The following is a 21,079-nucleotide window of genomic DNA, read 5'->3' as shown; positions in this document are numbered from 1 at the left end:
CTATCCGACCTCTTCCTCCGCCTCGCCCGCGTCGGGCCGGTACTGCCGGCTGACCGCCTGCCACCGGTTCGAGCGGAACCGGTAGCCGTTCAACCCGGCCGGCACCAGCTTCTCAGCCACCAGCGCCGCGTAGAGCCCGCCGACGCCGAGCGGCGTGACGAGGCCGACCAGCGCGACCGGGAGCGCGAACGCGTACAGGCCGATCATCGACGCGAGGAAGGGCCAGCGCGTGTCGCCCGCGCCGCGAAGCGACCCCGTTATCGAGCCGTCCACGCCGAGCGGCAGCGCGCTCACCGCGGCGGCGACGACGAACGCCGCGGTGGCGCTCACCGCCGCCGGCTCGTCGACGAACACGCCCGCGATCGGCGTGGCGGCGGCGATCACCGCGGCCGACGCGAGGACGTAGACGACCGCCGACAGGGAGATCACGTCGCGGCCGTACGCCGTGGCGAGCGCCTCCTCGCCGGCGCCGAGCCGCTGGCCGACGAGCGTGCTCGCGGCGATGGAGAACCCCCAGCTGAAGCTGCCGAGCAGCGCCCTGACGCGGCGGCCGACCTCCAGGGCGGCGACGGTCGCCTGACCGAACGACGACGCGACCCACAGGAGCGGGAAGACGACGACGCCCTCGGCGACGCGGCGCGCGATCAGGGGCGACGAGACCCGGAGCAGCTGGCGCGTCAGCCCGGCGTCGAACCACGGGCCGGAGCGGCCGACCGGGACGGGGGAGGCGCCGCGGCCGAGGTACGACCGCCCGGTCATCCCCCACGCGAGGACGAGCCCGACGGCGGCGATGGAGACCGCGGTGCCGAGGCCGGCGCCGAACACGCCTAACCCCGCGCCGAGGACGAGCCAGACCGTGAGGACGACGTTCAGTATCGCACCGCCGGCGCGCGCGACCATCGGAGTGCGCGTGTCGCCGACGCCGGCGTACGTCCGGCTGGCGATCATGTTGAAGAACTCGAAGGCGAGCGCGGGCGCGGTGACGGCGAGGTAGGTGGTCCCGGCCGACAGCGCGGCGCCGTCGCCGCCCACGAGCGCGATCAGCCGCTCCGCGCCGAGGACGTACCCCGCGACGATGGGCGCGACCAGCAGCGCGGCCACGATCAGCGACTGCTTGACCACGAGGCCGGCGCGCCCGCGCTCCTCGCCGCCGTAGTTCTGCGAGACGAGCGAGACGGTGCCGCCCGCGAGCCCGATGGAGACGAACTTCGCCAGCTGCCAGTACGCGAACGCGAACCCCATGCCCGCGACCGCCGACACCCCGACCGCGTACCCGATCACCGCGAGGTCGACGGTGTTCTTCGACATGATCGCGAACCCCGTCACGATCCGGGGCCACGCCAGCCCCATCGTCTCGTCCAGCCGCGACCGGTCGATGACGCCGGCCCGGTCGAGCGCGCCCGCGACCGCCTCGGCGACGCGCGCGGCGCCGTTCCGGAGCCGGGATAGCATTGGACTCCCGTACGGGTCGCGCCGGCTTGTGTCTGTCCGTCACGGCCCGCGACCGGGCCGCGCGGCCGCGGTCGAAGCGCAACCGTTTTGACGCGACCATCGGATTGTACCATACGTGAATATCAGCGAGTGGCGGACGTACCTCGTCACGGCGGCGAGCCGCTCCGCGGGGCGCGCGACCCCCGAGGTGGTGGCGGCCGCGCTCGACGGGGGGCTCGACGTCGTCCAGCTCCGCGACAAGGCGGTGACCGACCGCGAGCGCTACGAGACGGGGCTCCGGATCCGCGAGCTGACCGCCGAGGCCGGGGTTCCCCTGCTCGTCAACGACCGGATCGACCTCGCCGCCGCCGTCGACGCCGACGGCGTCCACCTCGGGCAGACGGACCTCCCGGTCGCGGTCGCTCGCGAACGGCTGGGCGAGGACGCCGTCGTCGGCGTCTCGGCCTCGACGGTCGAGCAGGCCGAGGCGGCCGAGGCCGCGGGCGCGGACTACCTCGGCGTGGGGGCCGTCTACGGCACCGACTCGAAGGACGTCTCCGGCGACCGGGACGGGATCGGGGTTGAGCGGATCGCCGCGGTGGCCGACGCGGTCGACGTCCCCGTCTTCGGGATCGGCGGGATCGACGCGAGCAACGCCGCGCCCGTGGTCGAGGCGGGCGCGGCCGGCGTCGCGGCGCTGTCGGCCATCACCGCCGCCGAGGACCCGGCGGCGGCGACCGCGGCGCTGCGCGAGGCCGTGACGGAGTGATCCGGCCCCGCCGGTGTGGCGTCGACCGCACCGGCGCGGTCACCAGTCGCGCTCGAACTCCGGGTCGAACAGCCGCGCCGACATCGGCGCCGGGTCGCCCTCTGTGAGGTTGTACGCCGAGAAGTCGGTGACGCCCGCGTCGCGGAGCAGTCCCTCGTCGTAGAAGCTGTTTCCCGTACACTCGGCCGGGTCGCGGGCGAGGATCTCGAGGACCGCGTCGGAGACGACCTCGGGGGTGCGCCAGTCGTCCTCGGTCCCGAGCCCGAAGTAGCGCGTCGCGCGGGTGTCGATGGTCGTCACCGGCCAGAACGTGTTACAGCCCACGTCGTCGCTCCCGAGCTCCTCTGCGAGCGAGAGGGTGACGAACGACATCCCGAGCTTCGACCACGCGTACGGCGCCTTGCCCGGCGAGCGGTCGGTCGTGACCGGCGGCGCGTTCGTCAGGAGCCACGCCTCGTCGAGCCCCGCGAGGTGGTCGGCGAAGGCGTGCGCGACGACGTGAGTCCCGCGCACGTTCACGTCCGTCAGGAGGTCGAAGCGGTCGGCGGGCAGGTCGGCGACGTTCGCCAGCTGGATCGCGCTGGCGTTGTTGATCACGATGTCGACCTCGCCGAAGCGGTCGATCGCCTCCTCGACGACCGCCTCGACGCGGCCCTCGTCGCGGAGGTTCAGTTCGATCGGGAGCGCCTCCGGCCCGCGCTCCCGCACCTCGCGGGCCGTCTGCTCGATCGACCCCTCCAGCTCGGAGTCGTCGTCGTCGGTCGTCTTGCCCGTCGAGACGACGTTACAGCCGCGGTCGGCGAGCGCGAGCGCGATCTGCTTGCCGATGCCGCGAGTCGTTCCGGTGATGAACGCCGTCGAGCCCGAGAGGTCGGGGTCCGCGAGTGGCATACCGCCCGTTCGACCGGCCGGGGGATAATTCTCGGTGGTCGATTCGCGGAATCGACGCGCGGCGGCGACAATTGGTAATAAGCGAACGATGCGGTGGCGCGTGCCTGCGAGCGGCCGACAGGCCGCGAAGCGGCACGCGCGAGGGAGTCAGGCGCGGCGAGGGCGACCGGAGGGAGCCCGTCAGACGCGTCTGACGAGGCTGGGGAGGCGTGAGGTGCGGTGCGGGGCGGGACTCAAAGGGGCAGTCCCGAGGGCGACGGCGCGTGACGTAAGCACCGCAACGAGGGAGCGAAGCGACTGAGTGAGGAGCGCAGCGAGCGCACCGAGCCCTCGCGGCTGGGGCTTTGGAGGTGGTTGTCACCGGGCCGTTATCGATTATTTACCAGCGAGCGGTTGGGGCCTTCGCGACCGCCAATCCGGACACAATCCACTCTTATCGCGTCGCGGACTTCCACTCCCGCAGCCCCAGCCGTCCGCCGTTCAGGTCCTCGGCGGGCGCTTCGGTGGCGGCCCAGACGAACAGCGGCGCGACGCTCTCCGGGTCGCGGGCGCGCTCCTTGCCCGTGAGGTCGGTGGCGACGAGGCCGGGGTCGACGACGCCGACGGTCGCGTCGAGGTCGGCGGCGAAGCCGCGAGCGACCGCCTCGGCGGCCGCCTTCGACACCGCGTACGCGCCCATCCCGGGCTTGGACTCGGCCGCGACCGCGCCCGACGGGACGACGACGCGCGCGCCGTCGGCCAGGTGGGGGACCGCCTCCGATATCGTCGCGAACACGCCGCGCGCGTTCGTCCGCATCGTGTCGTCGTAGTCGGCGTAGGTGACCTCCGTCGTCGGCCGCTCGCCCGGCGCGCCGTGGAACACGCCGGCGTTCGCGAACACCACGTCGATCGGGCCGGCCTCGCGGGCCGTCCGCTCGAAGAAGCGTTCGAGGTCGAACTCGTCGCGCACGTCGACGCGGTCGCCCCACGCGGCGCCGCGCTCGGCGGCGTCGTCGCTCCCGTCGTCGGCTTCGGTCCTCTCGTCCGCGTCGCCGCCCCCGCCGTTCAGCGCCCCGACGGTCCGATCGACGGCCTCGCCGTCGCGCCCGGAGACGGCGACGAACGCCCCTTCGTCGACGAACGCCTCGGCGACGGCTCGTCCGATCCCGCTCGTTGCTCCGGTGATCGCGACCGTCAGATCCATGTAAACACAGGTACGCGCGTCGGCGACTTAGTGGTATCCACTCGGGGCGAGACGACCGCCCCGTCTCGACGCGACGAGGTGCGATCCCCGACGCGTCTGGCCGGATTTATACCCCCGCCGCTCTTAGAATCGCGTATGGACGTGGTCCCGGACATCGACGGCGTGGCCGGCGAGTCCGTCGTCGTGATCGGCGGCGGATTCGGCGGCCTCTCGACGGCCTGTTACCTCGCGGACGCCGGCGCGGACGTCACGCTGCTGGAGAAGAACGAGCAGCTCGGCGGCCGGGCCAGCCGGCTCGAAGTCGACGGCTTCCGGTTCGACATGGGGCCGTCGTGGTACCTGATGCCGGACGTCTTCGAGCGGTTCTTCGGCCACTTCGGCCGGTCGCCCGACGAGTTCTACGAACTGGAGCGGCTCGACCCGCACTACCGCGTGTTCTGGAAGGACGGAGACAAGGTCGACGTGCTCCCGGACCGCGAGAAGAACAAGGAGATATTCGAGTCGTACGAGCCGGGCGCGGGCGAGGCGTTCGACGAGTACCTGGCCGAGTCCGAGCGGACCTACGAGATCGGGATGGAGCACTTCGTGTACGAGGACCGCCCGCGGCTGCGCGACTACGTGGACACGGACGTGATGCGCTACTCGTGGGGACTCTCGCTGCTGGGCAAGATGCAGGGCCACGTCGAGGACTACTTCGACCACCCGAAGCTCCAGCAGCTGATGCAGTACACGCTCGTGTTCCTCGGCGGCTCGCCGACGAACACGCCGGCGCTGTACAACCTGATGAGCCACGTCGACTACAACATGGGCGTCTATTACCCCGACGGCGGGATCGGCGCCGTCGTCGACGGCATCGTCGAGCTCGCCGACGACCTCAGCGTCGAGTTCGTCACCGACGCCGAGGTGACGGGGATCGAGGGCCGGTACGGCGCGTTCGCGGTCGACACCGAGGGCGGCGAGCGCTACCTCGCCGACCGCGTCGTCTCCGACGCCGACTACGCGCACACCGAGCAGGAGCTGCTCCCGGAGCACAAGCGGCAGTACACCGAGGAGTACTGGGAGTCGCGGACGTACGCCCCCTCCGCGTTCCTGCTGTACCTCGGCGTCGAGGGCGACGTGCCGGACCTCGAACACCACACGCTCGTCCTGCCGACCGACTGGGACGAGCACTTCGCGCAGATATTCGACGACCCCGAGTGGCCCGACGACCCCGCCTACTACCTCTGTGTCCCCTCCAAGACGGACGACACCGTCGCGCCCGAGGGGCACAGCAACCTCTTCGCGCTCGTGCCGATCGCGCCCGGGCTGGCCGACACCCCGGAGATCCGCAACCGCTACCGCGACCTCGTCATCGACGACATCGCGGAGAACACCGGCACGGACCTGCGCGGGCGCGTCGTCGTCGAGGAGACGTTCTCCGTCGACGACTTCGCGGACCGGTACAACAGCTACGCGGGCAGCGCGCTCGGCCTGGCGCACACCCTCACGCAGACCTCGCTGCTGCGCCCGTCGCACGTCTCGGACGCGGTCGACGGGCTCTACTTCACGGGATCGACGACGACGCCCGGCATCGGCGTCCCGATGTGCCTCATCAGCGGGGGGCTGACCGCGGAAGCGATGGCCGACGACGACGTGTGATCCCCGCCGTGAGCGACCAGAACCGATCCGCCGGAGAGGGCCAGCCCCGGTCCGTCGAGGACGAGCAGTCCCGGGCCGCCGGGGGCGGCGGCGAGGGGCTCCGCTACCTGCTGGTGCTGTCCCGGCCGCGCTTCTGGCTGTACCTCGCCGGGCCGGTCGCGGTCGGCGTCACTTACGGCATCGACGCCGTGAGCGGGCTGTTCACACCCGTCACCGTCGCGCTCGCCCTCTACTTCCTCGTTCCCGCGAACGTGTTCCTCTACGGCGTCAACGACGTGTTCGACGCCGACATCGACGAGCTGAACCCCAAGAAGGAGGGCCGCGAGGCGCGCTGGCAGGGGAGTCGGCCCGTGGTCGCCGCGGTCGCCGCGTCCGGCGCGCTGGGGCTCGCGACGCTCGCGGTCACGCCGCGGGTCGCGTGGCCGTACCTGCTCGGCTTCCTCGTCTTGGCCGTCGGGTACAGCGCGCCGCCCGTCCGCTTCAAGACGACGCCGTTCCTCGACTCGCTGTCGAACGGCCTGTACGCGCTCCCGGGCGCGGCGGCGTACGCGACGGTCGCGGGGGCGCACCCGCCGCTCGCGGCGCTCGCCGGCGCGTGGCTCTGGACGATGGGGATGCACACGTTCTCCGCCATCCCCGACATCGAACCGGACCGCGCGGCGGGGATCGACACGACCGCGACGCTGCTCGGCGAGGGGCGCACGTACGCCTACTGCTTCGCGGCGTGGACCGCGGCGGCCGCCGGGTTCTGGGCCGTCGACGCCAGGCTCGGCGCCCTGCTCGGCGTGTACCCCGTCTTCGTCGCGTGGGTCGCGCGCTCGTCGGTCTCCGTCGACCGCGCCTACTGGTGGTTCCCGGCGCTGAACACCGTCGTCGGCACGCTGCTGTCGATGGGCGGCCTCTGGCGGGTGTACCCGCTCTGGGAGGCGCTGCCGTGACCGACGGCTCGCCCGGCGGGACCTCGACCGCCGCCGGACTCGACGCGCTCCGCGAGCGCGCGCCGGACACGCGCCGCGAGGCCGAGGCGCTGCTCGACCGTCTCGTCCGCGAGAACCGGTTCACCATCGCGGTCGTCTTCCCGCTCGTGGGGGCGGTAGCGCTCGTCGGCAGCGCCGAGGGCTGGGTGCCAGAGCCGTTCGCGTTCCACCCGTGGTTCGTGCTGTTCGGCGTGATCGTGATGCGCTCGCCGCTGGTCGTCGGCGTGCTGCCGACGGTCGACCGCCGCGCGCTCGGCTGGATCGGCGTCCTGACCGCGTACACGTACCTCATCGAGTCGGTCGGCGTCGCGACCGGGTGGCCGTACGGGGAGTTCGCGTACACGGTCGACCTCGGGCCGATGCTCGCCGGCGTCCCGGTCGCGCTCCCCGTCTTCTTCATCCCGCTCGTGATGAACGCCTACCTGCTCTGCCTGCTCCTGCTCGGCCCGCGCGCCGACAGCGTGTGGGTCCGGTTGGCGACCGTGATCCCCGTCGTCGTCGCGATGGACGTGGTCTTGGACCCCGGCGCGGTGTCGCTCGGCTTCTGGGACTTCGGCGGCGGCGCGTTCTACGGCGTCCCGCTCTCGAACTACGCCGGCTGGGTGCTGTCGGCGGTCGTCGCCGTCGTCACGCTCGACCGCGCCTTCGCGGCGGTCGGCGTCCGCGAGCGGCTCCGCGACTGCGAGTTCATGCTCGACGACATGGTGAGCTTCGTGATCCTCTGGGGCGGGATCAACCTCTGGTTCGGGAACCTCCTGCCGGCGGCGGTCGCGGCCGCATTCGGCGTCGGCCTCCTCCGCGCCGACCGGTTCGACACGCGGCTGTTCACCCAGTGGCGCGGGTCGTGAACGGCCGGCGTCGCCGCGGGTCAGGGTCGCGAGCCGCCCCGGGCCGACTCTGTTGCGCTTAAATACCGGTGTCCCATCTGGTCGAGCGTGATCGACGGCGGCAACAGCGGCGGACGACGGAACCGAGGGGCGCGAACGCGATGAACGACCTCGCCATCGACTACGGCGACCACGGGCGGGTGTGCGAGGTCGTCGACCGACTCACCTACTGCGCCGAGCACGTCGGCGTCGCCTTCGACGGGTGGGACGAACCCCACGTGAAGGGGCCGGGGCTCTACTTCGCCGTCATCGGCGACAGCGACTACGGGGCGTACGCGGACCCGATGGGCGACAACCGCTGGCCGCGGGACACCTGTCCGTCCGTCTTCGAGGAGGACGCACTCACGTCCGCGGCCGAGTCGGTGAGCGTCGCGCAGGACGGCGGCGTGGTGGTCGCGGTCGACGGCGGCATCGAGAGTCAGATGGTCCGGTTCCGCGACCTCGGCACCCGCGACGAGGAGGCCGACCTCGTCGACGACGTGAGCTACGAGCCGTGGATGGGGTCGCGCCACATGAGCGCCATCGAGACCTCCGTGCGCCCGGAGGTCGTCGCGACCGTGACGCTGAGCGAGGAGACCGGCCGCGTCAGCGTGTTCCGCGACGGCGAGGCGAACAGCATGCGGCGCGAGGAGATCGGCGGCCGCTGGCGCGGCGAGTAGCGCGACCCGGCCCCCGACCGCGGAGCGATCCCGGACGGCGACACCGAGGCCCCACCGTTAAGCCCCGGCCGGGCGAACGGCGACGCATGTACGACGACATTCTCGTGCCGACCGACGGGAGCGACGCCGTCGACCGCGCGCTCGACCACGCGATCCGACTCGCCACCGACCACGGCGCGACGCTCCACGCGCTGTACGTCGTCGACCAGCGGATCGCGGCCGCCAACTCCGGCGACCTCCACGACGACGTGGTCGAGGACCTCGAATCGCAGGGCGAGGCCGCGGTCGACGCGGTCGCCGAGGCGGCCGCGGAGGCCGGCCTCGACGCCGAGACCCACGTCGCGTACGGGACGCCGGACACGGAGATCGTCGACTACGCCGACGAGGCCGGGATCGACGTGATCGTGATGAGCCCGGAGGGGAAGTCCCCCCGCGAGCGGATCCAGTCCCTCGGCAGCGTCTCCGACCGCGTGGCCGACGACGCGTCGGTGCCGGTGTTCCTGATCAAGTGACCCCTCGACCGACCGCGACCGGCCGGGGCCGGTCGGCGCCCGTCCGAGCCAGTTAGGTGGGTGGCGCCGCGACCCGTCGGCATGGAACTCACCGTGCTCGGGTCCGGCAGCGCGATGCCGGTCCCCGACCGCGCGCAGGCCGGGTACCTCCTCGACGACGGCGACCGCTCGCTGCTCGTCGACTGCGGCAGCGGCGTCCTCGGGCGCCTCGCCGGCACCGACACCGGCTACGAGGGCGCCTCGACGGTCCTCCTCACGCACCACCACCTCGACCACGTCGCGGACCTCCTCCCGCTCGTGAAGGCGCGCTGGCTCGCCGGCGAGGAGCACCTCGAAGTCGTCGGCCCCGCGGGCACGAAGTCGCTCGTCGACGACCTGCTCGACGTCCACGACTACCTCGACGGGCGGATCGACCTCGCCGTCCGCGAGGTGTCCGCGGCGCGGTCGTTCACCGCCGGCGGGTTCGACGTGACCGCCCGCGAGACGCGCCACTCCATGGACGGGTTCGCCTACCGCTTCTCGCCGCCGAGTTCGGACGCCGCGCCCGGCGACGGCCCCCTCGCGCTCTCCGGCGACACCGAGGCGTTCGCGGGGATGGCGCGGTTCGCGGACGGCGCCGACTGCCTCGTCCACGACTGCTCGTTCCCGGACGACGTGGACGTGTCGAACCACCCGACGCCGACGAGCCTCGGCGAGTCCCTCGCGGGCGCGACGGTCGGGACGCTCCTCCTCTCGCACCTCTACCCGCACACCGGCGGCCGCGAGCGCGAGATGGCGGAGGGCGTCCGCGACGCGGGCTTCGACGGCGAGGTGCGGGTCGCGGCGGACGGCCTACGCGTGTCGCTTTGAGGCCGGAATCGTAACCGGCGATCGGCGGCGTCGCGGGCGCGACGTAACCGCGGAGTGTTACGCACCCGCACGTTCGACCCGGATATTTAAGCGCGCGTAGTGGCTCCCGTCCCTCATGGCCGGCCCACTCGCGGACGACTTCGGACGGGAGGTGACGGGGGTCCGTATCTCGCTCACCGACCGGTGTAACTTCGACTGCGTCTACTGTCACAACGAGGGGTTAGGCGACACGCGCGGGCCGATGGAGCCGAGCGAGTCGGAGATGAGCGCCGACGACGTGGTCCGCTTCCTGGAGGTCGTCGAGGGGTACGGCGTCGACGCCGTGAAGTTCACCGGCGGCGAGCCGATGCTCCGCCAAGACCTCGAAGAGATCATCGAGCGAACGCCCGACTCGATGGAGGTCTCGATGACGACGAACGGCACCTTTCTCCCCGGACGCGCGGCGGACCTGAAGGCCGCCGGGCTCGACCGCGTCAACGTCTCGCAGGACGCGCTCGACCCCGACGACTTCGCGGAGGTGACGAAGTCGGGCGCCTACGAGAAAGTCTTGGAGGGCGTCAAGGCCGCCGTCGACGCCGGGCTCGACCCCGTGAAGCTCAACATGGTCGTGTTCACGCACACCGCGGGCTACGTCGAGGAGATGGTCGAGCACGTCGCCGACAACGAGGGGCTCCAGCTCCAGCTCATCCAGTACATGCCGGAGCTGACCGGCAGGCCCGAGTGGAACGTCGACATCGGGCGCGTCCACGACTGGCTCGCCGGGAAGGCGGACCGCGTCGAGCACCGCGAGATGCACGACCGGAAGCGCTACTTCGTCGGCGAGGCGAGCGACGACGCGACGGGCGGGATGGTCGAGATCGTCGACCCCGTCGAGAACGAGGAGTTCTGCGCCAACTGCGGCCGCGTCCGCGTCACCCACGAGGGGTACCTGAAGGGGTGTCTCAACCGCAACGACGACCTCCGGTCGATGGGCGAGATGACCCGCGCGGAGATCGCCGAGACGTTCGAGGAGGTGGTGGCCAATCGGGTTCCGTACTACGGTGAGTACCTGATCGAGGGCGACGACGGCGAGTACGAGCTGAACGAGAAGTACCTCGGAACGCCGCCCGCGGCGGACTGAGACGAAAGCCCGCGCTCCGCCCGGTGGCCGGTCACGTCCTTCGGCCTATCGCATTTCAAACCAGACGGCCACCGCCACCATCCCGCCGGCGAGCGCGAGGGTGATCGGAACGATCGGGACGTTGTACCCCAGGTTCACGCCGAACGCCATCACCTGAACCGCGAGCAACAGCAGCATCGCCAGCGAGCCGACGATCCGCTCCCCGACGTCGGCGTCGGTGATCTCGAACAGCAGGCTCATGAACACGACGACCGCGGGCATCGTCAGGATCGCGATCGGCTTCCCGACGACGCTGTCAGCGTTGCCGGCCGCGTTCCAGTGGATCGCCATCTGGTCCGGGAGCGCGCCGTACAGCGCGATCCCGAGCGCCAACAGCGCGGCGACGACGAGGCCGGCGACAGTCTTCTGACGGGCGAGGAACCTGGCTGGAGGGTTCATGTGAACAGGTGACGGCCGCACCGAATAAATACGTTATTCGCGCGAAACGAACGCCGCCTTCCGTCACTCGGCGCGCTTGATTCCGTTCAGCGATGTCACGAGCACGGTGGGATTCGAACTGAAATCAGACGTGCTCGCTCGCTTCGCTCGCTGCGCGCGACTGATAGCGTTCGAATTCCCTGCGTGCCGGTTCGCTCGTCGCTGTACGGGCACAGTGGGATTCGAACCCACGACCATCGGATTAGAAGTCCGACGCTCTATCCTGGCTGAGCTACGTGCCCCTATCGTCTCCTGATCCCCCGTGTCTAAAAAACGCCCGCGGTTCGCGCGGTCGGCGGGCCAACAGCAGACCTAAGTCCGCGAGCGGAGTAGCCGCCGGTAATGAACGTCATCGGAACCGTCGGCCTCCCCGGTAGCGGGAAGGGGGAGGCGGCGAACGTGGCCGAGGCGGCCGGCATCCCCGTCGTCGTCATGGGCGACGTGATCCGCGCCGAGTGCCGCCGCCGCGACCTCGACCCGGCGCAGCACCACGGGCGGATCGCGCAGGCGCTCCGCGAGGAGGAGGGCGACGACGCGATCGCCGCGCGGACGCTCCCGCGGATCCGGGAGGCGGCGACCGAGAGCGACCGCGACGAGACGGTCCTGGTCGACGGACTCCGCTCCACCGTCGAACTCGACCGCTTCCGCGAGGCGTTCGGCGACGACTTCACGCTCGTCGCGATCCGAGCGCCGTTCGAGCTCCGCGCCGAGCGGCTGGGCGAGCGCGGTCGCGACGACTCCGACGCCGACCTCTCGGCGTTGCGCGAGCGCGACGCCCGCGAGATCGACCTCGGGCTCGGCGAGACGCTCGAACGCGCCGACGTGGAGATCGACAACACCGACAGCCTCGCGGCGTTCCGCGAGCGCGTCCGCGAGGTGCTGGGCCTCGACGGCGGGGGGTCGGATCGCTCCGACGGCGGCGCCGAGGCGGCCGAGGCCGGAGGTGACGGCGCGTGATCTACAGCGTCGACGTCCGGATCGAGGCGCCGGTCCACGACACCGAGGTGACCGACCGGGTCGCGGACGCGGTCGCGAACGTCTTCCCGGACGCCGAGCCGGCCCACAAGGACGGGCGGCTCGTCGCCGAGACGCACAGCCTCGACGCGTTCTCCGACGTGCTCCACGAGCAGGAGATCCTCGACACGGCCCGCCGCGTCTTCCGGCAGAACCGCACAGACGAGGGGTTCGCCTTCTCGCTGAAGAAGCAGGCGGCGCTCGAGGGCGTCGTCAACTTCGCGGTCGGCGAGCCGGACGAGCTGGGCGAGATCGACGTGGAGGTCCGCGTCCGCGAGCCGGACGTGGAGTCGTTCATCGACTACGTCGCGCCCGAGACCGACGAGGGACAGCCCGTCGACCCCGTCCGCGAGTACGGCGACCGCTTCGACCCCGAGGACGAGGCGTACTGAACGGTCGGCTCCGGGCCGGGCTCACTCGGCCGTCGCCCCGGCCGCCGCGCCGGGCTCACTCGGCCGTCGCCCCGGCCGCCGCGCCGCCCACCGCGCCGAAGAGGGCCGGGTACACGATCCCCGCGAGCAGCACCGCCGTGACGAGCGTCGGGGCGACGCTCCCGCCGTCGCCGACGGCGTATCGGAACAGGAACGCGCCGATCAGCGCCAGCGGGAGGTAGCCGGCGGTCGCGAGCGCGCCGAACCGCGCGCCGCCGACGGGCGTCGCCGCGCCCGCGGCGCGCGCAATCGCGACGCCCGAGACGAGCAGCAGCAGCGGCGGGACGACGTACAGGTACGTGAACCCGCCGTCGCTCTCGGCGATGAAGCTCACCGACTGCGCGGCGCCGATCAGCGACGGCACCTCCACGTCGACGAAGTGCGCGTTGTAGAACACCCAGCCGACGCCGCGCCAGACGGAGATGGTTTCGCCGCCGAACAGGTCGGCGAAGAAGTTGATCCCGGAGAGTCCTTCCTCGACCCGCCCGCTCTGCGTCACGTACGTGACCAGGTAGCCGAGGACGTAGGCCACAGCGCCCGCGACCGCTCCGAAGACCGCCCCGCGTGCGAGGCTCTGTTCTCCGCCCGTCGCGCTCGTTCCGCCGGTGGATGCCGAAGACATGCGCCCGGTATCGTTTCGGGCGCGGTAAGTGTTTGTTGGGTCGGGGCGATCGAAGAAAAAACGGCGTTTCACGCGTTCTGTGTGTTATTTACGCCGAAATCCCAGGTCGAATCACGCGGTCGCCTCACGCCACTCCGCCTGCGAGATCGTGTACCGGACCTCGTCGTGGACGCTGCCGTCGGCGAAGGTGATGTGGTTGCGTAACAGCCCCTCGCGCCGCCCGCCGAGGCGGTCGACGTACCTCTCGATCGCCCGCTGCGACTGCTCGTTCTCGGGGAGGTGGCCGACAGCGACCACGTCGAGATCGAGGTCGTCGAACGCCACTTCGACGAGCGCGGCGGCGCGCTCGCCCGAGTAGCCGCGGCCCCAGAAGCGCTTGCGAAGCCACGTGCCGAGGTTCGCGGTCCGCTTCTCCCAGTCGACGTCGAAGCCGCCGAAGCCGGCGATCGCTCCGGCGCCGTCTTCGCCCTCGCGCGGGCGGATGACGTAGGTCGCGGCCTCGCCGTCCTCGAACCGTTCGCGGCCGCGTTCGAGGAACTCCAGCGTCTCCCGCTTCGTCTCGTGGGGGTCCCACGTGACGTACTCGGTCACCTCGTCGATGCCGGGGTCCGACGAACAGATCCGGTAGCACTCGTCGAGGTCGACCGCCTCGGGACGCCGCGCCTCCAAGCGAAGCCGGTCGGTTTCGATGGTCTCGGGGAACATACCGACGCCGACGGCGGCGAACGGATAAACTCCACCGGCGGCCTGCGACCGGTTGTCACGGTCGGCCGTCGTCAGGCGTCGAGCGCGTCGGCGAGGTCGGCGCCGACGTCCGCGATCGCGTCGCGGGCCCGGTCGACGTCTCGCATCGTCATGAACCCGTGGACCATCGCCGGGTAGTTCTCGTACCGCGTCGCGACGCCGTCCGCGACCAGCCGCTCCGCGTACGCCCTCCCGCCGTCGCGGAGCGGGTCGAAGCCCGCGGTGACGACGGTCGCGGGCGCGACGCCGGAGAGGTCCCCCGCGTTGATCGGGTCGGCGTACGGGTTCCGGCGGTGAATCTCGCTCCGGTAGTACGCGGCGGAAAACCACTCGATGTCCTCGCGAGAGAGGACGACGCCGGCGTGTTCGTTGACCGACTCCTGTTCCGGGTCGACGCCGATCCCGGGGTACAGGAGGACCTGGCGTTCGATCGCGGGCCCGTCCCGCTCGGCGGCCATGAGCGCCGTCACGGCGGCCAGGTTGCCGCCGGCCGAGTCGCCCGCGACCGCGATGTCGCCGGTGCCGCCGAGGGCCGCGGTCGACTCGGCGGCCCACTCGACGGCCGCGTACGCGTCCTCGACGGCGGCCGGGAACGGGTGCTCGGGCGCGAGCCGGTACTCGACCGACAGCACCGCGCATTCGCTCTCCCGTGTCAGGTGGCGGCAAAGCCAGTCGTGGGTCTCGACGCTCCCCAGCACGAACCCGCCGCCGTGGAAGAAGACGACGGTCGGATAGGGCGGGTCGCCCGCCGGGCGGTAGAGCCGCGCGTCGAGGTCGCCGGCGGGGCCGGGGATAGCCACCGACTCCGTCGCGCCGACGCTCGGCGGATTCAGGTTCTGAAGCCGCGACAGGGGGTCCGTCAGGAGCCGGAGCAGTTTCAGCTTGTAGCCTCCGTGCGGGAGGGGGATCCGCGACTGTCGCGTCGCCGCGCGCTTCGCCTGGGGATCGATCTGGTCGGCGCTCACGACGCGGGAGTCGTCGGGCCGTCGACAAGACGGTTGCGGCGGGGGCGGCGGGATCCCAGGGGCGTCGACCCGCCTACCCGATCACGCCGGCGGCCCGCAGCTCCTCGCGGAGCGCGTCGCGTTTCACCAGCGCGAAGCCGACGCAGATGACGAGGAAGCCGGCGACCGTCGTGGCGGTGATCCCCTCGTCGAGGACGAGCCATCCGACGAGGGCCGCGAACACCGGCGCGACGTAGGAGACGAGGTTGATCTCGATCGGCCCGAGCCGGTCGAGCAGGTGGAAGTAGATGAGGAAGCCGATACCGCTGGCGACGACCGAGAGGTACGCGAGCGCGAGCAGCGACTCCGTCGTCCAGACCGCGTCGGCGACCGACTCGCCGAGCGCGACCGAGACGAGGTGGGTGAGTCCCGCGCCGAGCAGCATCGACCACGCCTCCATCGTCTCGATGGCGATGTCGGCCTCGGAGGCCCGGGAGAGCACCGAGCCGAGCGCGAAGGAGGCGGCCGCGAGCAGGACGAGCAGCTTCGCGACCGTGCCGCCGCTCGTCAGGTTCGCGGGGTCGGGGTTCGCGAGGACGACCGCGCCGACGAGTCCGATCGCGAGGCCGAGCGCCCCGACGGCGGTCAGCCGCTCCGCGGGCAGGACGGCGCGGGCGAAGACGGTGGTCAAAAGCGGCGAGAGGCTGACGATGACGGCCGCGACGGCGCTCGTCACCGCCGGGTCCGTCTCGCCGACGAACAGGAAGGAGTGGTAGGCGGCGATGATGAACACGGCGCCGGAAACCACTTCCAGCCACGCGTCGCGGCCGCGCGGGACGGGGTCGTCGACCGCGTACGCGGCGTACGCGAGCATCACGACGCCCGCCACGTCGTACCGGAACGCCGCGAACAGCACCGGCGGGAAGTACGCCAACCCCGCCTTGATCGCGACGAACGCCGAGCCCCAAACGGCGGCGAGGACGAGGAACAGCGAGAGGTTTCTGAGACGGCTCACGTCGGCCCTCTTCCCGGACCGGGCCAAAGGCTTCCGGAAGCGGTCCGGTTCGCTGGCTCGGACGACCAATGGCTCGGACGACGCGGCGGCAGCCGAGGTTCGGGGGACGGCCGACCGTCAGCGCACTCGGTACCCGTCTGCGTCGCGGGCGATGACCCCCACGTCGGAGAGCCGTCGGAGGGCGCTCTCGACCGTCGACTCCCGTGCGCCGACCTCGTCGGCCACCGCCGCGGGGGTGCCGTCGGTCTCGACGACCGCGGCGATGACGGCCGCGAAGAAGCGGCTGTCGGCCTGCCCGCCGAGCCGCTCGTCGATCTCGGCGAGGGCGTCCTCCACGCGTCCCTGGACCCACCGCTGGGCGAGCGAGAGCTCGCGGTCGAGGTCCTGGAGGCGCGCGAACTCCTCCGCGAGCTCCGCGAGGTCGCTAGTCGAGCCGGACCCGTCCGGCGCCTCGATCGAGAGGTGGGGACAGCGCCCGGACATGTCGAGGCTGTTCTTCGCCGGGTACGCGCTCTTCGCGCCGAAGCCGTACGGCGAGACGCTCACCTCCAGGCGGAGGCTGCGCGCGATCCGGAAGTACTTCCGCCGCTGGTCGTCCGTGGTCGACTCGACGACGCCGGCCTCCTCCAGCTTCCGCAGGTGGTCGATCACCGCCTTCGGGCTCACGTCCAGGTACTCCGAGATCTCCGTGACGTAGCAGGGCTTGGTGGCGAGAAGCCGGAGGATGCGCCGGCGGTTCTCGTTACCGAGGAGATCGAGCAGTACCGCGGAGTCCATTAACGTGTGGTTAGCGTCGGGCGGATAAAAGGTTGACTTCCGGTGACGGGCGCGCCGGGCGCGGATCGACCGAGGGAGCGGCCCCGCCGGGAGCGCGGCGAGACGCCGCCCACCGAAGGGTAGTTACCCCGCGGGCGGCACGCGGGAGTATGGAGACGGCACTCGTTATCCTCGACGGCTGGGGGCTCGGCGACCACGACCGCCGCGACGCGGTGAAGGCGGCCGACACGCCGACGTTCGACGCGGCGACGGAGCGCGGGGCGGACGGCCGCCTCGTCGTCCACGGGCGCCGCGTGGGGCTCCCCGAGGGACAGATGGGCAACTCGGAAGTGGGCCACCTCAACATCGGCGCCGGGCGAGTGGTGAAGCAGGCGTACACGCGGATCACGGACGCGCTCGCCGAGGGGTCGCTCTCGGACAACGACGCGATCGCGGACGCGCTCGATCACGCCGACTCGACCGGCGGCCGGGTCCACTTCATGGGACTGGTCTCCGACGGCGGCGTCCACTCCGACGTGGAGCACCTGCTCGCGCTGATCGACGCCGCCGCCGACGCGGGCGTGCCGGCGACGAGCCACGCGTTCACCGACGGGCGCGACACGGCCCCGGAGATCGCCGACGGGTTCCTCGCCGACGTGACCGCGAAGGCGGACGAGCGCGGGACCGGCCACGTCGCGACCGTGACGGGGCGGTACCACGCGATGGACCGCGACGAGAACTGGGAGCGCACGAGGAAGGCGTACGACGCCATCGTCTCCCGCGCGGCGCCCCACGAGGCCGAGAGCGCCGTCGCGGCCGCGAAGGAGGCCCACGCCCGCGGCGAGACGGACGAGTTCGTCGAGCCGACGCTGGTCGCCGGCGAGCCCGCCCTCGAAGACGGGGACGCGGTGATCTTCTTCAATTTCCGCGCGGACCGCGCGCGGCAGCTGGTCCGGATGCTCACCGGCACCCGGCCGGCGTGGGAGTTCGACCTCGATCAGCCCGACGTCCGCATGACGACGATGACCGAGTACGACGAGACGTTCGAGTTCCCGGTCGCGTTCCCGCCGCAGATCCCCGAGAACACCATCGGCGAGGTCGTCGCCGACGCGGGCGGCACCCAGCTGCGCATCGCGGAGTCGGAGAAGTATCCCCACGTCACCTACTTCCTCAACGGCGGCCGCGAGGTGGAGTTCCCCGGCGAGATCCGCACCATCGTCGAGAGCCCGGACGTGCCCACCTACGACCGTCAGCCCGAGATGTCCGCCCCCGAGGTGACCGACGAGGCCGTCGAGACCATCGCCTCGGAGGACCCCGACCTGCTCGTCCTCAACTACGCGAACCCGGACATGGTGGGCCACACCGGCGACTTCGACGCGGCGGTCGAGGCCGTCGAGGCCGTCGACGAACAGCTCGACCGGCTGCTCGACGCCGTCGACGACGCCGGCGCGCACGCGGTCGTCACCGCCGACCACGGCAACGCCGACGACATGGGCACGGCCGACGACCCGCACACCGCGCACACGTACAACCCGGTCCCGTTCGTCTACCTGACGCCCGACGGCGACGACGGGGGACGCAGAGTCCGCGAGGACGGCTCGCTCTGCGACATCGCGCCGACGCTCCTCGACCTGATGGACCGCGACCAACCCGCGGAGATGACCGGCGAGAGCCTGCTCGCGAATAAACGATAAACTTCGGAGCGATTCCCACCCGTTCCACGGCGTTTTAATACGGCGTCTGTCCTGCTATCTTTCATGACAGACGAGACCACGCCGGTGATCGCGGCCGCCTACCGAACGCCGCAGGGGAAAGACGGCGGCGTCTACGAGGACGTCCGCAGCGAGGACCTCTCGACGACGCTGATCGACCACGCGCTCGACGAGACCGGGCTGACCAGCGACCACGTCGACGACCTGATGTGGGGCGTCGCGCAGCAGCGGACCGAGCAGGACAACAACGTCGCGCGCGTCATCGCCCTCCTCTCGGAGCTGGGCGAGTCGGTGCCCGCCACCACGATCAACCGCTGGTGCGCCTCCTCGATGCAGGCGGTCATCTCGGCGTCGGACGCGATCGCCGCGGGCAACCGCGACTGCATCATCGCCGGCGGCGTCGAGAACATGAGCCGCGTCCCGATGGACGGCGATTCCTACCAGCACCTCCACCCCGAGCTCTCGGAGCGGTACAACCTCTTCCAGCTCCAGATGGGGATGACCGCCGAGAAGGTCGCCGAGGAGTACGACGTGAGCCGCGAGGCGCAAGACGAGTACGCGGCCCGCAGCCACCAGCGCGCCGCCGAGGCGACCGAGTCCGGCCGCTTCGACGACGAGATCGTCCCCGTCGAGACCGAGGACGGGCTCGTCGAGGAGGACGAGGGGATCCGCCCGGACACCACCGCCGAGAAGCTCGCCGACCTGCCGCCCGCGTTCACCGGCGACGGCAGCGTCACCGCCGGGAACTCCTCGCAGATCTCCGACGGCGCGTCGCTCACGGTCGTCACGAGCAGGGCCTTCGCCGAGGAGCACGGGCTCGACGTGCTCGCCGAGGTCGGCACCAACGCGGTCGCCGGCGTCGACCCTACGGTGATGGGGATCGGCCCGGTCCCCGCCACCCGCGGCCTGCTCGAACGCGCCGGCACGGACATCGACGACTACGACCTGGTCGAACTCAACGAGGCGTTCGCCTCGCAGTGCGAGTACTCGCGGCGCGAGCTCGGCGTCGACAAGGACAAGTACAACGTCAACGGCGGCGCCATCGCTATCGGCCACCCGCTCGGCGCCTCGGGCGCGCGCCTCCCCGTCACGCTGCTCCACGAGATGCAGAAGCGCGACGCCGAGCGCGGCCTCGCGACGCTCTGCGTCGGCTTCGGGCAGGGCGCCGCGATCGAGTTCATCCGGTAGACGACCCGCGAGACGGATTTTCCGCCGCGGCGCGCCTGCGAGCGGCCGCCCCCGGCGGCCGCGAGCCAGCCCGCGAGGGTGTCGCGAGCGGTGCGAGCGAAGCGAGCACCTCGATTGCGAGCGGTGGAACCGCGAGCAGCGAGCGACGAGGCTGGGGAGGCGTGAGGTGTGGTCGCGGTGCGGTGCGCGGCGGGAATCGAAGGCGCGGCACGCGGACGGAGCTTCGAAGACGTTCGCCGTCAGTCGGCAGCCGGTTTCTTATAGGAAAGCAGCCGGCACCTCGGTGTCTTACTCCTCGGCGTGCGTGAAGCCGCGGTCGGGTAGCGGATCGCCGTCGACCGTGACCCGCGGCGCCTCCTCGGGCTCTTCGACCACACGTCCGATCCGCGTCAGGCCGGCCGGACACGCCTCCGCGGCCATCTCGAAATCCTCGTCCGGCACCGCACACAGCAGTTCGAAGTCCTCGCCGAAGTGCGCGGCGAGTTCGAACCGCTCCGCCGACCCCCCGGCCACCTCTTCGACGGCGGGATGGACCGGCACCGCGTCCCGCTCGATCTCGATCCCGACCTCGCTCGCCTCCGCGAGCTGGTGACACGAGCGGGCCAGCCCGTCCGAGGAGTCCATCATCGCGGTCGCGGTGCCCGCGAGCGCGAGCCCGTCAGCGACCCGCGGCGTGAACCGGAACAGCTCGTTCGCGCGCTCGACCGCCGCGTCGTCCCCCTCTTCGAACAGGCGCAGCGCGGCCGCGGACCGTCCCCACTCGCCGGTGACGCAGAGCGCGTCGCCCGGCCGCGCCCCCGACCTGGTGACGGGGCCGGCCTCGGTCACGTCGCCGACCGCGGTGGTCGCCGTCGTGAACTCGGTGTGCTCGTCGAGGTCGCCGCCGACGTACTCGGCGTCGACCGCCTCGCAGACGTCGACCGCGCCGGCGACGAACGAATTGAGCTCGTCCCGGTCGAACGCCTCGTCGGCGTAGACGGCGACAGCCGCGCGCGCGGCCGCGCCGGTCGCGGCCACGTCCGACAGCGACGCGCCGACGGCGCGCCAGCCGGCGGTGTACCGCGTCGTCCCGGGCGGGAAGTCGGTCCGCTCGTGGAGCATGTCCGTCGTGATGACCGTTCCGTTGACGACGGCGGCGTCGTCGCCCGCGTGCGGGAGGTCGGCCGCGAGGGCCCGGAGGGCGTCGCGTTCGTTCACTACCGACGCTCGGCGCGGCGAGGGCAATAAGTGATCGGTCCGGGCGGCGGGACCGCCGACCGC

At 71.6% G+C, this 21,079-nt stretch carries 22 protein-coding genes and 1 tRNA gene; 12 read left to right on the top strand and 11 right to left on the bottom strand.

What is annotated here, in order from left to right; all coding sequences use genetic code 11:
- Positions 1-1,452: an MATE family efflux transporter gene (locus tag EXE48_RS08630; protein WP_053772717.1), complete on the bottom strand. Its 1,452-nt coding sequence runs from the start codon at positions 1,450-1,452 to the stop codon at positions 1-3.
- A 115-nt stretch (positions 1,453-1,567) separates the two neighbouring features.
- Here EXE48_RS08630 and thiE point away from each other — a divergent pair, with 115 nt between their 5' ends.
- Positions 1,568-2,200 (top strand): thiamine phosphate synthase, encoded by a 633-nt coding sequence (thiE, locus tag EXE48_RS08625; protein ID WP_053772716.1) that lies wholly within the window; start codon positions 1,568-1,570, stop codon positions 2,198-2,200.
- 39 nt (positions 2,201-2,239) lie between these two features.
- Here thiE and EXE48_RS08620 read toward each other — a convergent pair whose 3' ends face one another.
- A complete protein-coding gene (locus EXE48_RS08620) occupies positions 2,240-3,091 on the bottom strand; it encodes an SDR family oxidoreductase (RefSeq protein ID WP_053772715.1) in 852 nt (283 codons plus the stop codon).
- 433 nt (positions 3,092-3,524) lie between these two features.
- The gene (locus EXE48_RS08615; RefSeq protein WP_137704422.1) at positions 3,525-4,274 is read right to left on the bottom strand and encodes an SDR family oxidoreductase; all 750 of its coding nucleotides are present in this window, start codon (positions 4,272-4,274) and stop codon (positions 3,525-3,527) included.
- A gap of 135 nt (positions 4,275-4,409) precedes the next feature.
- Between EXE48_RS08615 and crtID the strand changes: the two genes are divergently transcribed.
- From crtID to moaA, 7 genes are all read left to right on the top strand, one after another.
- A complete protein-coding gene (gene crtID / locus EXE48_RS08610) occupies positions 4,410-5,912 on the top strand; it encodes a bifunctional phytoene desaturase/3,4-desaturase (RefSeq protein ID WP_137711224.1) in 1,503 nt (500 codons plus the stop codon).
- Positions 5,909-6,850, top strand: coding sequence for a prenyltransferase (locus tag EXE48_RS08605; protein WP_121599619.1), 942 nt, complete (start codon positions 5,909-5,911; stop codon positions 6,848-6,850). The genes crtID and EXE48_RS08605 overlap by 4 nt, the downstream gene beginning before the upstream one ends.
- Positions 6,847-7,737, top strand: a complete 891-nt coding sequence (gene cruF / locus EXE48_RS08600) for a bisanhydrobacterioruberin hydratase (protein WP_053772711.1) — start codon at positions 6,847-6,849, stop codon at positions 7,735-7,737. Before EXE48_RS08605 ends, cruF begins: the two co-directional genes overlap by 4 nt.
- 140 nt (positions 7,738-7,877) lie before the next feature.
- Entirely contained in the window at positions 7,878-8,435 is a 558-nt protein-coding gene (locus EXE48_RS08595; RefSeq protein WP_053772710.1) for a diadenylate cyclase, read from the top strand.
- Between the two features lie 86 nt (positions 8,436-8,521).
- Positions 8,522-8,947 (top strand): universal stress protein, encoded by a 426-nt coding sequence (locus EXE48_RS08590; protein ID WP_121563996.1) that lies wholly within the window; start codon positions 8,522-8,524, stop codon positions 8,945-8,947.
- 81 nt (positions 8,948-9,028) lie between these two features.
- Positions 9,029-9,796 carry an MBL fold metallo-hydrolase gene (locus tag EXE48_RS08585; RefSeq protein WP_053772708.1) on the top strand — a complete coding sequence of 256 codons (768 nt, stop codon included), beginning with the start codon at positions 9,029-9,031 and terminating at the stop codon, positions 9,794-9,796.
- Between the two features lie 115 nt (positions 9,797-9,911).
- Positions 9,912-10,916, top strand: a complete 1,005-nt coding sequence (gene moaA, locus EXE48_RS08580) for a GTP 3',8-cyclase MoaA (protein WP_121599617.1) — start codon at positions 9,912-9,914, stop codon at positions 10,914-10,916.
- A 45-nt stretch (positions 10,917-10,961) separates the two neighbouring features.
- On the opposite strand, the gene EXE48_RS08575 is transcribed toward moaA, so the two are convergent.
- Both EXE48_RS08575 and EXE48_RS08570 read right to left on the bottom strand, forming a co-directional pair.
- A complete protein-coding gene (locus EXE48_RS08575; protein WP_053772706.1) occupies positions 10,962-11,354 on the bottom strand; it encodes a DUF1648 domain-containing protein in 393 nt (130 codons plus the stop codon).
- Between the two features lie 206 nt (positions 11,355-11,560).
- Positions 11,561-11,635, bottom strand: a tRNA-Arg gene (locus EXE48_RS08570).
- Between the two features lie 100 nt (positions 11,636-11,735).
- On the opposite strand from EXE48_RS08570, the gene EXE48_RS08565 reads away from it, so the two are divergent.
- Together EXE48_RS08565 and EXE48_RS08560 are read left to right on the top strand one after the other, a co-directional pair.
- Positions 11,736-12,350 carry an AAA family ATPase gene (locus EXE48_RS08565; protein ID WP_053772704.1) on the top strand — a complete coding sequence of 205 codons (615 nt, stop codon included), beginning with the start codon at positions 11,736-11,738 and terminating at the stop codon, positions 12,348-12,350.
- Complete coding sequence (locus EXE48_RS08560; protein WP_137711223.1) at positions 12,347-12,799, top strand: RNA-binding domain-containing protein; 453 nt, start codon at positions 12,347-12,349, stop codon at positions 12,797-12,799. Before EXE48_RS08565 ends, EXE48_RS08560 begins: the two co-directional genes overlap by 4 nt.
- 55 nt (positions 12,800-12,854) lie before the next feature.
- Here the strand turns inward: EXE48_RS08560 and EXE48_RS08555 are convergent, their stop codons facing one another.
- From EXE48_RS08555 to EXE48_RS08535, 5 genes are all read right to left on the bottom strand, one after another.
- Positions 12,855-13,460, bottom strand: coding sequence for a DUF7978 family protein (locus EXE48_RS08555; protein ID WP_137711222.1), 606 nt, complete (start codon positions 13,458-13,460; stop codon positions 12,855-12,857).
- A gap of 111 nt (positions 13,461-13,571) precedes the next feature.
- The gene (locus tag EXE48_RS08550; protein ID WP_053772701.1) at positions 13,572-14,165 is read right to left on the bottom strand and encodes a GNAT family N-acetyltransferase; all 594 of its coding nucleotides are present in this window, start codon (positions 14,163-14,165) and stop codon (positions 13,572-13,574) included.
- 71 nt (positions 14,166-14,236) lie between these two features.
- Positions 14,237-15,169: a LipP1 family hormone-sensitive lipase gene (gene lipP1 / locus EXE48_RS08545; protein ID WP_137711221.1), complete on the bottom strand. Its 933-nt coding sequence runs from the start codon at positions 15,167-15,169 to the stop codon at positions 14,237-14,239.
- A 73-nt stretch (positions 15,170-15,242) separates the two neighbouring features.
- A complete protein-coding gene (locus tag EXE48_RS08540) occupies positions 15,243-16,163 on the bottom strand; it encodes a DMT family transporter (RefSeq protein WP_053772699.1) in 921 nt (306 codons plus the stop codon).
- 117 nt (positions 16,164-16,280) lie between these two features.
- On the bottom strand, positions 16,281-16,940 hold the full coding sequence (locus EXE48_RS08535; protein WP_053772698.1) for an ArsR/SmtB family transcription factor: 660 nt from the start codon (positions 16,938-16,940) through the stop codon (positions 16,281-16,283).
- Between the two features lie 149 nt (positions 16,941-17,089).
- On the opposite strand from EXE48_RS08535, the gene gpmI reads away from it, so the two are divergent.
- Together gpmI and EXE48_RS08525 are read left to right on the top strand one after the other, a co-directional pair.
- Positions 17,090-18,613: a 2,3-bisphosphoglycerate-independent phosphoglycerate mutase gene (gene gpmI, locus EXE48_RS08530; RefSeq protein WP_137704419.1), complete on the top strand. Its 1,524-nt coding sequence runs from the start codon at positions 17,090-17,092 to the stop codon at positions 18,611-18,613.
- Between the two features lie 63 nt (positions 18,614-18,676).
- A complete protein-coding gene (locus EXE48_RS08525) occupies positions 18,677-19,819 on the top strand; it encodes a thiolase family protein (RefSeq protein ID WP_053772696.1) in 1,143 nt (380 codons plus the stop codon).
- Positions 19,820-20,107: 288 nt separating this feature from the next.
- Here EXE48_RS08525 and thiL read toward each other — a convergent pair whose 3' ends face one another.
- The gene (gene thiL, locus EXE48_RS08520; protein ID WP_137711220.1) at positions 20,108-21,016 is read right to left on the bottom strand and encodes a thiamine-phosphate kinase; all 909 of its coding nucleotides are present in this window, start codon (positions 21,014-21,016) and stop codon (positions 20,108-20,110) included.
- Positions 21,017-21,079: the final 63 nt, after the last annotated feature.

The organism is Halorubrum sp. ASP1, from assembly GCF_005435135.1.
GTDB classification, from domain to species: Archaea; Halobacteriota; Halobacteria; order Halobacteriales; family Haloferacaceae; genus Halorubrum; species Halorubrum tropicale.
This window is presented reverse-complemented; position numbering and strand designations above follow the sequence as displayed.

Bases quoted from the DNA above. Each gene is read 5' to 3' on its own strand.
- crtID (WP_137711224.1), top strand. From the start codon at position 4,410: ATGGACGTGGTCCCGGACATCGACGGCGTGGCCGGCGAGTCCGTCGTC.
- EXE48_RS08550 (WP_053772701.1), bottom strand. From the start codon at position 14,165: ATGTTCCCCGAGACCATCGAAACCGACCGGCTTCGCTTGGAGGCGCGG.
- EXE48_RS08620 (WP_053772715.1), bottom strand. From the start codon at position 3,091: ATGCCACTCGCGGACCCCGACCTCTCGGGCTCGACGGCGTTCATCACC.
- EXE48_RS08630 (WP_053772717.1), bottom strand. From the start codon at position 1,452: ATGCTATCCCGGCTCCGGAACGGCGCCGCGCGCGTCGCCGAGGCGGTC.
- EXE48_RS08595 (WP_053772710.1), top strand. From the start codon at position 7,878: ATGAACGACCTCGCCATCGACTACGGCGACCACGGGCGGGTGTGCGAG.
- gpmI (WP_137704419.1), top strand. From the start codon at position 17,090: ATGGAGACGGCACTCGTTATCCTCGACGGCTGGGGGCTCGGCGACCAC.
- EXE48_RS08575 (WP_053772706.1), bottom strand. From the start codon at position 11,354: ATGAACCCTCCAGCCAGGTTCCTCGCCCGTCAGAAGACTGTCGCCGGC.
- EXE48_RS08555 (WP_137711222.1), bottom strand. From the start codon at position 13,460: ATGTCTTCGGCATCCACCGGCGGAACGAGCGCGACGGGCGGAGAACAG.
- EXE48_RS08585 (WP_053772708.1), top strand. From the start codon at position 9,029: ATGGAACTCACCGTGCTCGGGTCCGGCAGCGCGATGCCGGTCCCCGAC.
- EXE48_RS08535 (WP_053772698.1), bottom strand. From the start codon at position 16,940: ATGGACTCCGCGGTACTGCTCGATCTCCTCGGTAACGAGAACCGCCGG.
- EXE48_RS08615 (WP_137704422.1), bottom strand. From the start codon at position 4,274: ATGGATCTGACGGTCGCGATCACCGGAGCAACGAGCGGGATCGGACGA.
- EXE48_RS08590 (WP_121563996.1), top strand. From the start codon at position 8,522: ATGTACGACGACATTCTCGTGCCGACCGACGGGAGCGACGCCGTCGAC.
- EXE48_RS08525 (WP_053772696.1), top strand. From the start codon at position 18,677: ATGACAGACGAGACCACGCCGGTGATCGCGGCCGCCTACCGAACGCCG.
- moaA (WP_121599617.1), top strand. From the start codon at position 9,912: ATGGCCGGCCCACTCGCGGACGACTTCGGACGGGAGGTGACGGGGGTC.
- EXE48_RS08565 (WP_053772704.1), top strand. From the start codon at position 11,736: ATGAACGTCATCGGAACCGTCGGCCTCCCCGGTAGCGGGAAGGGGGAG.